We start from the raw sequence: 11,810 nt of genomic DNA, 5'->3' as shown, positions 1-11,810 counted from the left end.
GGAGTCAGGGATAAGGATTGAGGATGAGTTGAGAAGTTAAGGGCGAAGAGTTTATTTAATACTTCCTACTCAGCCCTCAGTCCTGAGTCTTCAGTTCTTACTTCTGTTCCTCTGGTACAACTTTGGAGGCGACGAAGCCTACTATCCTATCTAGCAGCAAACCAACAACACCGACATACACAAGTGCGAGAATAATTTGGCTCAGTAAAGAGTTGTTGTAAGCGTCCCAGATGAAGAAACCAATTCCCACGCCGCCGACTAGCATTTCAGCCGCAACAATTGCCAGCCAAGACAAACCAATACCAATTCTCAGTCCAGTAAAGATATAAGGAACCGCTGCGGGAAAGAGAATCTTAAAGAAATACTTCTGCTTAGAAAGCCGCAACACTCTGGCAACGTTTCGGTAATCTTGAGGAATTTGCTGTACTCCCACCGTGGTGTTAATAATAATGGGCCATATCGACGTGATAAAAATCACGAAAATAGCTGAGGGATTACTTTGTTGAAATGCTGCCAGAGAAATCGGTAGCCATGCCAGAGGGGGAATGGTACGCAGAACCTGAAAGAGGGGGTCTAAAGCGCGGTAAGTAAACTGATTGGTACCAATCAAAATCCCCAACCCAATCCCAACTAAGGTAGACAGAGAGAAGCCAATCGCTACCCGTTGTAAACTGGCGAAAATTTGCAACGCCAAGCCTTTATCCGTACCGCCATTATCAAAAAATGGATTGATAATATAGGGATTCCAAGTTTCTCTTAGTACTTGGATTGGCCCTGGCAAACCTTTAGAACCCGGAGGGCAGAGGATTTGCCAAAGGATCATAAAAGCTGCAAGTGCTAGCAGCGGTGGCACAATATGTTTAAGTTTCTTCTGAAAGAAGGTTCCGATTAATTTCTGGGGATTATTACTTGAAAGGCGATTCTCAGTTCTAGCGGTCATTCTCGCTCCTAATTGTTAATCATATTGATTCGTCATTGGCTAGCGAACAGCGAATAGCCGATTCCTCTTGAACTATTCGCTATTCGTGATTTATGCCTTCTTAATCTTGAGACTCTTCAAGTATTCCTCTGGCTTTTCGGGGTCAAATTTGACACCATCAAAGAATGTTTCAACACCGCGAGAACTGCTAGTCGGAATTTCTGAAGCAGGAACTCCTAGTGCTTTGGCTGCCTCTTTCCAGAGGTCTTCCCGGTTCACTTTGTCAACAAGTTCTTTAATGTTGGTGTCAGCAGGAATATTCCCCCAACGGATGTTTTCAGTTAGGAACCAGGTGTCGTGACTCTTGTAGGGATAAGAAGCGTTATCTGACCAGAACTTCATCAGTAGCGGACTATTTTGCACGACCGGGCGACCATCGCCGTAGTCAATGTTGCCTTTGGAGCGTTCGATAATATCTTTGGCTGGGACTTTAAACCATTTTGCTTGGGAGACAATTTGGCACATCTCTTCTTTGTTTTCTGCCTTGTCGCACCACTGCTGGGCTTCTTGGATTGCCATTAGCAGCGCTTTGGCAGAATTGGGATTTTTATCTACCCAATCAGCCCGCATCGCAAAAGCTTTTTCGGGATGGTCTTTCCACAGTTCTCCCGTTACCAAGGCGGTGTAACCCTGCCCTTGGTTCACCAACTGGGCGTTCCACGGTTCCCCTACACAGAAGGCTTCCATGTTGCCCGTTTTCATATTCGCCACCATCTGAGGCGGCGGTACGGGGACTGTAGAAATATCCTTGTTTGGATCGATGCCGCCTGCGGCTAACCAGTAGCGCATCCAGAGGTCGTGGGTACCACCAGGATAGGTAATAGCTGCCTTGAAGTCATTTTTGCCCCCAGCTTTGGCAAAGGCTTCTTTGAGTCCTTTGCTGTCTAAGCCAACTTTGGATTCTTTGTAAGTATTGGCAACAGAAATTGCTTGACCATTGGTATTTAACCGCGCCAGGATGTACATCGGCACTGGCTGCTTGTTCTTGGTTTGTCCCAAGCTCATAAAGTAAGGCATGGGGGATAAAATATGCGCCCCATCAATCCCACCGGCGTTACCGGCTGTGCCTAGCTCCAAGTTATCGCGGGTGACGGGCCAGGAAGCTTGCTTGACAACCTCAACCTCTGTCATGCCGTATTTGGCAAACAACCCTTTTTCCTGGGCTACAACTAGGGGCGCGGAATCCGTTAGAGCAATAAATCCTAGCTTGGCGGTGGTTGTTTCTACTTTCGGCGCGTTGGCTGCCGTGCTGGTGGCAACGGGGGAGGATTTTGAAGCGGACTTGGCGCTATCGGTCGGGCCGGAACTACAGCCATGAGCTAGCAAGCTTCCGGCTGTGGCTGCGCCTGCTGTAATGATAAATTGCCGTCTAGAAACTCTGCTCATATTTCTCTTGGAAGTGGTAACTCGGTGGTACGTAGTCGGGAATTGGTGGTAGGGAGTCGCTAAAAGCTTCTTTGCAATCCCTAGAAACGAGGGGTCGCCCCAAACTGTTCGATCAATAAATTCCGCAATACAGGTTTGAGGTCTTCGCAGGGAATGCTTTTCTGGACGCAGGTACCCAAATGGGCTTCTTTACCAACTGTGCCTCCCATGTAAAGATCGACACCTTCTAAGGTTTTGCCGTTTTTGCGAACTTTTGTCCCCATCAAACCGATGTCGGCTACTTGAGGCTGACCGCAGGAGTTGGGGCAACCAGTCCAGTGAATCCGCACGGGTTTAGTTAGAGATAATTCTGCTCCCAGTTCTTCAATCGTTGCCAGGGCACGGTTTTTAGTTTCAATTAAGGCGAAGTTGCAGAACTGTGACCCGGTGCAGGAGACTAGCGATCGCGCTAAAGGATCGGGATTGATTGAGAATCGCTCTAGTAGGGGTTCGGCTAAGCAGGCGTCTAAGCGCGAGTCGGGAATATTGGGGATGATGACATTTTGCTCAACGGTGAACCGCATTTCGCCGTTGCCGTAGACTTCAGCCATCCGAGCCAGGTCAAGCATATCCTGGGCATAGAGACGCCCCACGGGAACGTGTAAGCCGACGTAGTTTAAGCCGGGTTGCTTTTGGGGGTACACGCCGATGTGGTCGCGCTTTTCCCAGTCAATTTCGTCTTTTTCGGCGGCTGGTTGGAGGGGCTTCTCCAGATATTCTTCTACCAAGGCTCGGAATTGTCCTAACCCCAATTCATCGATCAGCCACATCAGCCGTGCTTTGTGCCGATTCGATCGGGGACCGCGATCGCGAAAAACTTCTAAAACGGCTCGGCATACCTCTACAACATCGTCAGGATGCACCCAAGCATTCAGGGGAATGGCAGCATCGCACCGTTTGGCAGAGAACAAACCACCGACGAGGACATTAAACCCGAACACGCCATCTTTGTAGGCGGGGACGAAAGCAAGGTCGTTGATTTCAGCGTGAACCGAGTTGTCGCGACAACCCGCGATCGCAATATTGAATTTCCGGGGCAGATTGCTGAAAGCTTTGTTGCCTTCCCCATGATTCGTAATCATGTCCTGGACTTGCTGCACCAGACTTCGCGTATCAAACAATTCATCCGCATCAATCCCCGCAACTGGCGAACCCGTGATGTTGCGGACGTTATCCATCCCCGACTGAATGCTGGTCATCCCGACTCGCTCTAACCGTCGGAAAATTTCTGGCACATCCTCGATTCGGACTCCCCGCAGTTGGATATTTTGCCGGGTGGTGATGTCGCCGCTGCCATCTTCGCCGTAACGCTGCACAATCTCGGCGAGCATTCGCATTTGATCGCTGGTGAGGATACCGCTGGGCATCCGCATCCGCATCATAAATTTTCCGGGCGTAACGGGTCTGAAGAAAATCCCTACCCACTTGAGTCGGTGGTCGCGGTCTGTTTCGTCCATCGCCTCCCAGCCAACCTGGGCAAAATGTTCAATTTCTGCCTTTACCGCCAGACCATCTTTCTCTGCTTTGAATTTTTCAAATTTATTAAGACTTGCTGTGGGCGTGGCTGTGCTTGTCATGGGTGTGTCCTCATTACGTGGCGCTCGAATGCCCGCAAACGGATAATCTTGTGTTTGTCAATTGCTCGTTGATGATAAGTTATGCAAACTCAACTGTGAAATTCGTATAAGAAATTACAAAATGTTAATACAAATGAAGTTTTTGCATCGATCGGATGCCATTTAGTCATGACATCCCCCTTAAGGAGGATTAATGATTTACATAAGAAATTCTTGTGGCGAGGGGTTTTGGAGTCGCGATCGCTTCCCCAAAACCCTTATTAATGCAACCATTGAGTTTCCCTCAACTCACAGCCATCCAATACTAGAACTCACAAAAACGTGATTTTCCTCCTCTTGAACGTGGAGTTAAGCAATTTTGTGAGAATTTACAATCGTTAAAACCGGATTACAAGGAAATATTCAAACCGTTAGTAGGGAACGCTCTTTTGTACGATAGGCATAGAACGGGTACGAAACTCGGCAAATTACTAAATGATCATCCCGACTTCTGTGCTGGCAGATTTGCTGCAAGTCCTGCCCCAGCTGCGACCTCAAATGTATTTCAAGTCTTCCTTAATCGCCTTATCTCATGCGATGGAAGACCAGGTTCTGGCATCTTTAGACCAGCATCTGGTGATTGCCAGTTTCCAGCGAGAGCGCTTCTATCGTCAGGAAGCTCACCGTTATCGACGGATTGCAGAACGGACAGAGCAGTTATATGTGCTGGCAGCCCCAGAAACCGACTTTAGCAACAGTTCGGAAGCTTACGAAACTGTTGCTTTTGAGCCGACCGATGGTTTAAGTCAAGAGTGGCACTTAGTGGTGATCGGGCAGAATTATGCTACCTGCTTGGTTTGTCGAGAACGAAACCTAACAGAGGATGGGCGATCGCGTCAGGGTGTAAGAGGAAAGACCGCAGCTAGAAAAGGAATCGCACCCGCGTTTTCCCCTAGCCGCCGCACTTCTGACCTTCCTCGAACCACCTCCCGATTGCGGATGTCATCGTTTGAAGGGATAGACCCCGCCCGCCGGTTTGAGGGAATCTGGACGTTCGATCGGCAAGTCAGTTGCATCGTTGCTGAATTATTACTCAATCGGATTTCGCAGTACCGTCCGGAATTGGCTCAAAAGCTCGCTCAAGCACGAAATATTTACGGCATTCCTTCGAGGGGAGAGTTTTTAGAAACTTCCTTTGGAAAAACCGATCGGGAAGCAGCGAATCGGCAGAATTTTTTAGTTCAAAACTCCGTACAGCCACAGGCGGCAAAGGAACCCTCCGCCCAAACTCCAGAGTCTCTAACCGACAATCCCGACCCCTTTGTTCAGTGCCTAGTCACTTACTTGCAAGCGGGGCAGTACAAGCTGCTCAAAGCTTATCGCTCAATTTCCGCCCAAGAACGCAAAGAACGCCTAGTCAACTCGATTACGGCTGCCATCCGGCGGGGTAGCCATACGGGACAGCCGTTACACCCGGATGAAATTCTATCCATTGCCGTACAGGAATTAGGACAGGCATTGTTTGCTTGCCGGTGTCTGATTTATCGTGCCGGGGAAATCGATACTTCTGCCACGATTAACCATGAATTTTTGAAAGTGACAGATAACGGGAATTCTCGACTTGCCTCTGCACTCGGTCAGGATTGGCCTTTACAGGAAAATCCTCTATTTCAGGAAGTTGTGCAGAACCGAGAGCGAGTTTATGTTGCCGATACTCATATCGACCCTCGCATTGTAGAAGTGTCGGCAGGAATATCGGTAGGAGTGTCGGAACTTCCTTCCAATCGCCCACTTCAAACTCTGGCGAGCCGCTTTGCTATTCAGTCTTGGCTGATGATGCCAGTGCTATATCAGGATCGACTACTGGGGATAGTAGAGCTGCATCATTGCGGTGCTACCCCCTACGAGTGGCAGGACGACGAACTAGAACTTGTAGAAGCCATTTCTATTCAAATCGCCGGGGCGTTGATTCAAGCCGAAGCCTACGCGAACCTGGAAGACCTCAACCAACAGCTAGAAGCTCTCGATCGCACTCGCAGCAACTTAGTCGCGATTACGGGTCACGAACTCCGCACCCCCCTCTCCACGATTCAAGTTTGCCTGGAGAGTCTGGCGAGCGAACCTGATATGCCCCCGGAGATGCGGCAAGTTATGCTCAGTACCGCTCTCACCGACGCCGAGCGGATGCGTAAACTGGTTCAAGATTTCCTCACCCTTTCTCGCCTAGAAAGTGGTCGGGTGCAATGGCATCCAGAACCCCTAGCGCTGCCAGAGTGCATCGATCTTGCCCTCAGCAGTATCCGCGCCCGCAATTCCGATGGTCAGCTACCAAAGATTATTACTAAAGTGTCTGATTCGCTGCCTTTAGTACGAGCGGATGGGGAGTGGCTGGTCGAGGTGCTTGCCAAACTGCTGGACAACGCTTGCAAATTTACAACGCCTCAAGGAAAAATTACGATACTCGCTGAGTGTAACGACAGCTCAATGCTTGAAGTTACGGTTGCCGATACAGGTCGTGGCATTGAACCCAACCGGCTGGAGGCTGTCTTCGATCGGTTCTATCAGGAAGAAGGCGCTCTGCGGCGAACTACTGGCGGTACTGGTCTGGGACTTGCGATTTGTCGCCAAGTTGTCACGGGTTGGGGCGGTGAAATTTGGGCTGAATCCGCCGGTAAAGACCAAGGTAGTCAGTTTCACTTTACCGTCCCTATCGCGGCAAGGCACTCAGCAGTCAGTAGTCTTTGATGAAATTAGTCAGCAATTAGTAGTCAGCAGTGCTTGACTAATGACCCATGACTAATGACTAAATGACTCATGACTAAATGGCTAATGACAAACTGTTACAGTTCTTGACAGACTCGCAAGACAGGCCTTGCCTCGGTGATAGGATGCCCTAAAACGTTGGGAGAAAAATCTATGCCAGAAACTCTTACTGGACAAACCCCCATATTTGGCGGCGGTACCGGCGGTTTGCTCACCAAAGCTGAACTAGAAGAAAAGTACGCCATCACTTGGACAAGCCCGAAACAGCAAGTATTTGAATTGCCCACTGGTGGCTCTGCCATCATGAACCAAGGTGATAACTTGCTATACCTAGCACGTAAAGAATACTGCATCATGTTAGGCGGTCAGGTACTCCGAGCCAAGTTCAAAATCAACAACTACAAGATTTACCGTGTCTTCCCGAACGGTGAAATGGAGTATCTGCATCCGAAGGATGGCGTCTTCCCAGAGAAAGTCAATCAAGGTCGTCCTTATGTGAATAAGGTAGAACGGAACATTGGCAGCAACCCGGAACCGCCAACGATTAAGTTTAGCGGTCGTGCGACTTACGACGTTTAGCACCTTTTTAATTATTTAGCATTAGTAGGGTGGGCATCCACCCTACTTTTTCGTTAAAGATGATGCGATAAATGGGCGAAGCAAGGGCAATTCTGTTGGGTTAGCAGTTTGAATTCAGATATCGCAATTCTCATTTGGGTGCGATACATCTGTAGGAGCATGACAATCCAAAAGCGCCTATCAAACATTGGAACCGCAAGATATTCCACCCAACTGAGAACTGCTATATTTGCTCCCCACGACTTATCCTCCAAGACTCCCCGATAAATTGGGGAAATTAGATAAAACAAAAATACGAGAGTCTAAAGGAGAAAGATGAAGGATGAACTAAAGCGTCTGTTTCTTCCCTTTTCCCATTTGCGCCCATTTCTGTTTTAACCTGGATGAATAATGGCGGCGCTAGGGCGAATCGCCTCGATCCAGAACGCAAGAAAATTATGATTTTTCCTGATTTTTCCCAATTTTCCGATCTGGCTAAACAGGGTAATTTTGTGCCGGTGTATCAGGAATGGGTGGCAGACCTAGATACACCCGTGTCTGCTTGGTACAAAGTCTGTGCTGGACAGCCTTATAGCTTTTTACTGGAATCCGTGGAAGGTGGGGAAAAAGTAGGTCGCTACAGTTTTGTCGGCTGCGATCCTTTGTGGGTGTTGGAGGCGAGAGGAAATAAAACGACGCAAACCCACCGTGACGGGAGGGCGATCGCGTTTGAAGGCGATCCATTTCAGGCATTAGCTTATTGTCTAAAGCCGTTTCATCCGGTTACGTTGCCCCAATTGCCGCCCGGAATCGGCGGATTATTTGGCTTCTGGGGTTATGAACTGATTAACTGGATAGAGCCGCGCGTGCCGATTTATCCCGCCTCAGAGGACGATTTGCCGGATGGATTGTGGATGCAGGTCGATAACCTGATTATTTTCGATCAGGTGAAGCGGAAGATTTGGGCGATCGCGTATGCAGATTTGCGCGATCCGGATGTGGATTTGGCTCAGGCATATCAACAAGCTTGCGATCGCGTTACTCAGCTGGTCAGCAAACTCCAGCTACCTCTGTCGGGAAAAGATACTTTGTTGCAATGGACGCCCCCTGAAAATCGGGAGAAGCAACTCACCTACACCAGTAACACCGGACGCGAACAATTCTGCACCAATGTGGAAAAGGCAAAAGATTATATTCGTGCCGGAGATATATTCCAGGTCGTCCTGTCTCAACAACTCTGTGCCGAATATAGCGGCGATCCCTTTGCTTTATATCGCTCTTTGCGTCTCATTAATCCCTCGCCTTATATGGCTTATTTCAACTTCGGCGATTGGCAGATTATTGGTTCTAGCCCGGAAGTGATGGTGAAGGCGGTGCTGAGTTCTTACGGAGGCGATGCGGCGCTAACAGAGGAGGGGATGAGCGCGACCGTGCGCCCGATTGCAGGGACGCGCCCGCGAGGGAAGACGCCTAAAGAAGATGACGCCTTTGCCGAGGACTTACTTCAAGACCCAAAGGAAATTGCTGAACACGTCATGCTAGTTGACTTAGGTCGCAATGATTTGGGGCGCGTCTGCACCAGCGGCACGGTGAGAGTCGATGAATTGATGCTCATCGAGCGTTACTCTCATGTGATGCACATCGTCAGCAACGTACTGGGAGAACTCGCGCCCGATAAAACCGCCTGGGATTTACTCAAAGCCTGCTTCCCCGCCGGAACCGTCAGTGGTGCCCCGAAGATTCGGGCGATGGAGATTATTCACGAACTCGAACCCTGCCGTCGCGGCCCCTATTCAGGGGCTTATGGCTGGTATGACTTTGAGGGGCAATTAAATACAGCGATTGCGATTCGCACGATGGTCGTTCGTTCTCAAGCCAGTGGGAAACATCAGGTGTCAGTCCAAGCGGGGGCAGGTTTGGTTGCCGATTCTCGCCCCGAAACTGAGTACCAAGAAACCCTCAACAAAGCTAAAGGATTGCTAGAGGCTATCCGCTGTCTTGAATAGAGGCTAAGCCGTCTGGGGAACTAGAAACAAGGGTTAGGAATGTGGATTTATAAACCCTCATTTCTTTGCGTCGGGGCATGGCAGTGCCATACCCCGATAGAACGTGAGTGTAAGCGATTTAATCCACGTTCCTTAGAGCGGTTTCATTACGACCGCTTCATAAGGAATTACACCTAACTCTTCGCTCTTAACGCAGCGAGCGGCTCCCCGCGACAAATCCAGCGTTCTCGGCGCAATGTAGGGACCACGGTCAGTCACCCGCACGATGACAGCATCCCCATTTTTCAAGTTGGTCACTTTCAGAAAGGTATTAAAAGGCAGAGAAGGATGAGCCGCCGTGAGTGCATCCTGGTTATAGATTTCGCCGTTTGCCGTTTGGCGTCCGTGAAAATAACCGCCATACCAAGAGGCTAAACCCTCTAGTTTGGTATCTGTCTGGATTAAGCCGTGCATTTGGGCTTGAGCTTCCACCAAGGTTAAGGACTTTTCACCCAAGGCGAGGCGGAGATTATTTACCCATTCGATTGCCAAGAGTTGGCGATCGCGATTGAAGTTGGTAGCGATCGCGTCGTCAATTACAAACAACTGGTTGTTGCCTAGCTTACCCCCCGGCTTCCCATCCACCAGCGTTGGTTTCAGTTGCGAAGTGTCTGCATTGGAGTTTTGCAGGAGTTGCGCGATTCGCTTGGCAAATCGCTCAGCTTGGGGTTTTTCGGGGATTTGAGCCACCAAATGTCCCTTCACCCAGACTTGAAACTGCTCCGGTTCTCCGCCGGATGTAGCGACGCTCTTGCTTTTGCGCCCAGCCAAGGACATCCACAGACCTTGCCGTTTTCCAATTTTTTCATTGATTAAGCGATCGCCCAATGCGCCTTGGTCGCGAATCTGAACGACTGCAACCTGCGAAGGCTTTGTATCGCGAGATTCAGCCCAAGCAGGCAATTTCAATAAATTCTGCATCACCTGCATGATTCTGTCTGGAATACTCGGCTTTGACGCTCGACTGACAGGAACTTCAACCCATGAAGCCGACTGAGATAGGATAGTTGGCGCTACTGGCGCTTCCTTCATGGGTGCCGAGCCGGGGCGGCAAAGCACATTATCCACCGTCGCTAGCTTCCGCCTAGATTGTTCAGGCGTTTTGGCTTTGTTTGATGAAGATTGGCTCTGATTTCCTCCTATCTGGAAATCCCAGGAAGGCAAGAACGCACTGAATTTTTGAGAATGTAAACCGCTCAAATAAGAGTAGGGTTTCCCCGTTCCTACAGCGTAAACAAACAGAGGTTTATCGCTATCCAGGGGATTATTGACAGATGAAAAAACCTTGGCTGGAAGTGTTATCGAGAGGTAATCAGGTATACTCGACAACGCCTGGTTAGAGAAAAAACAGCTGACCCAAGAAGTTACCCAAACAAGTCCGAAAAATGGCATTGGCAAAAAAAATCTTTAGTTACAATGCACTCTGGATTTGCAAACGTTCTCTAGTATACCAACCTCCTTATTTGGTATATCTGCCCTCTGGCTGAGTTGTGCATTTAGACGCGATCCCAGCCTCTTGCTAATAAACCATATAGCAGCGATTTTGACAAGTATGAAGCGACTTCACTTTTACATTGTTGATGTATTTGCCGTAGAAAAATACACGGGTAATCAACTAGCAGTCTTTACGGATGCCGGTGAGCTTTCTGATGTTCAAATGCAAAGAATTGCTAAAGAAACGAACTACTCGGAAACCACTTTTATAACTTCTCCAGAGGTTCGAGATGGAGGTTATGATGTGCGGATTTTTACGCCTGAGCAAGAGTTACCGTTTGCAGGGCATCCTACCTTAGGGACTGCTTATATTTTGCAACAAGAAATTATTAATCAGCCGGTTGAAAACTTAATTTTAAATCTAAAAGTCGGACAGATTCCTGTATCGCTGCATTACGGAGAGCAAGCAGTAGAATGGTTGTGGATGCAGCAAAAACCACCTATTTTTACCCAAACCTTCGAGGGAGAGGCACTCGCCCAAGTTTTGAATTTAGAACCCAGCGAGATAGATCCTCGATTCCCGATTCAAGAAGTTTCTACGGGAGTTCCCTTTATTATCGTTCCCTTGAAAACGCACCAATCCTTAAAGCGAATCAAGGTAAATAAGGATAAATATTTTGATTTAGTTAGTCATACTCAAGGCAAATGTATATTGGTTTTCTGTCCTGAAACTTATCATCCAGAGAATAACTTGAGCGTGCGAGTGTTTGCCGAGTATGCAGGAATTCCCGAAGATCCTGCTACAGGAAGTGCGAATGGTTGTTTAGCTGGTTATTTGGTTCAGCATTCCTATTTTGGAGCAGAGACAGTTGATGTCAGAGTTGAGCAAGGGTATGAAATTGGCAGACCTTCTTTGTTGTTGTTAAAGGCTCATAAAAAGGCTGATTTCATTGAAGTATTGGTGGGTGGTAAAGTAATTTTAGTTGCCAAAGGGGAATTCGTCTAATTGGTAAGATTTGCTTTGACTCAATCCGGTTTGGTCAAGCATAA

General features: G+C 48.5%; 8 protein-coding genes. 4 read left to right on the top strand and 4 right to left on the bottom strand.

Annotated elements, in window-relative coordinates; translation table 11 throughout:
- Positions 1-97: 97 nt before the first annotated feature.
- The 3 genes from ntrB to NDI33_RS14205 form a co-directional block, all read right to left on the bottom strand.
- On the bottom strand, positions 98-940 hold the full coding sequence (ntrB, locus tag NDI33_RS14215) for a nitrate ABC transporter permease (protein WP_190678957.1): 843 nt from the start codon (positions 938-940) through the stop codon (positions 98-100).
- A gap of 90 nt (positions 941-1,030) precedes the next feature.
- A complete protein-coding gene (locus tag NDI33_RS14210) occupies positions 1,031-2,365 on the bottom strand; it encodes a CmpA/NrtA family ABC transporter substrate-binding protein (protein ID WP_190410260.1) in 1,335 nt (444 codons plus the stop codon).
- 80 nt (positions 2,366-2,445) lie between these two features.
- Positions 2,446-3,981: a ferredoxin--nitrite reductase gene (locus NDI33_RS14205; RefSeq protein WP_190678955.1), complete on the bottom strand. Its 1,536-nt coding sequence runs from the start codon at positions 3,979-3,981 to the stop codon at positions 2,446-2,448.
- Between the two features lie 474 nt (positions 3,982-4,455).
- Between NDI33_RS14205 and NDI33_RS14200 the strand changes: the two genes are divergently transcribed.
- The 3 genes from NDI33_RS14200 (at position 4,456) to NDI33_RS14190 (ending at position 9,287) form a co-directional block, all read left to right on the top strand.
- Positions 4,456-6,705 (top strand): DICT sensory domain-containing protein, encoded by a 2,250-nt coding sequence (locus NDI33_RS14200; protein ID WP_190678953.1) that lies wholly within the window; start codon positions 4,456-4,458, stop codon positions 6,703-6,705.
- Between the two features lie 171 nt (positions 6,706-6,876).
- The gene (locus NDI33_RS14195; protein WP_190410263.1) at positions 6,877-7,302 is read left to right on the top strand and encodes a photosystem I reaction center subunit II PsaD; all 426 of its coding nucleotides are present in this window, start codon (positions 6,877-6,879) and stop codon (positions 7,300-7,302) included.
- Positions 7,303-7,739: 437 nt separating this feature from the next.
- Positions 7,740-9,287, top strand: a complete 1,548-nt coding sequence (locus NDI33_RS14190; RefSeq protein ID WP_190410272.1) for an anthranilate synthase component I family protein — start codon at positions 7,740-7,742, stop codon at positions 9,285-9,287.
- 132 nt (positions 9,288-9,419) lie between these two features.
- Here NDI33_RS14190 and NDI33_RS14185 read toward each other — a convergent pair whose 3' ends face one another.
- Positions 9,420-10,718: a septal ring lytic transglycosylase RlpA family protein gene (locus tag NDI33_RS14185; protein WP_242033286.1), complete on the bottom strand. Its 1,299-nt coding sequence runs from the start codon at positions 10,716-10,718 to the stop codon at positions 9,420-9,422.
- 160 nt (positions 10,719-10,878) lie between these two features.
- Here NDI33_RS14185 and NDI33_RS14180 point away from each other — a divergent pair, with 160 nt between their 5' ends.
- On the top strand, positions 10,879-11,766 hold the full coding sequence (locus NDI33_RS14180; RefSeq protein ID WP_190678945.1) for a PhzF family phenazine biosynthesis protein: 888 nt from the start codon (positions 10,879-10,881) through the stop codon (positions 11,764-11,766).
- Positions 11,767-11,810 lie beyond the last annotated feature (44 nt).

This window comes from Trichocoleus sp. DQ-A1 (assembly GCF_039961955.1).
GTDB lineage: Bacteria > Cyanobacteriota > Cyanobacteriia > Cyanobacteriales > FACHB-T130 > FACHB-T130.
Note: the sequence above shows the minus strand (reverse complement) of the source record. Positions and strands in the feature narration are given on the sequence as shown.

What these genes read in the sequence shown, in the direction of transcription:
- ntrB (WP_190678957.1), bottom strand. Translation starts at nt 940, where the DNA reads ATGACCGCTAGAACTGAGAATCGCCTTTCAAGTAATAATCCCCAGAAA.
- NDI33_RS14210 (WP_190410260.1), bottom strand. Translation starts at nt 2,365, where the DNA reads ATGAGCAGAGTTTCTAGACGGCAATTTATCATTACAGCAGGCGCAGCC.
- NDI33_RS14205 (WP_190678955.1), bottom strand. Translation starts at nt 3,981, where the DNA reads ATGACAAGCACAGCCACGCCCACAGCAAGTCTTAATAAATTTGAAAAA.
- NDI33_RS14200 (WP_190678953.1), top strand. Translation starts at nt 4,456, where the DNA reads ATGATCATCCCGACTTCTGTGCTGGCAGATTTGCTGCAAGTCCTGCCC.
- NDI33_RS14195 (WP_190410263.1), top strand. Translation starts at nt 6,877, where the DNA reads ATGCCAGAAACTCTTACTGGACAAACCCCCATATTTGGCGGCGGTACC.
- NDI33_RS14190 (WP_190410272.1), top strand. Translation starts at nt 7,740, where the DNA reads ATGATTTTTCCTGATTTTTCCCAATTTTCCGATCTGGCTAAACAGGGT.
- NDI33_RS14185 (WP_242033286.1), bottom strand. Translation starts at nt 10,718, where the DNA reads ATGCCATTTTTCGGACTTGTTTGGGTAACTTCTTGGGTCAGCTGTTTT.
- NDI33_RS14180 (WP_190678945.1), top strand. Translation starts at nt 10,879, where the DNA reads ATGAAGCGACTTCACTTTTACATTGTTGATGTATTTGCCGTAGAAAAA.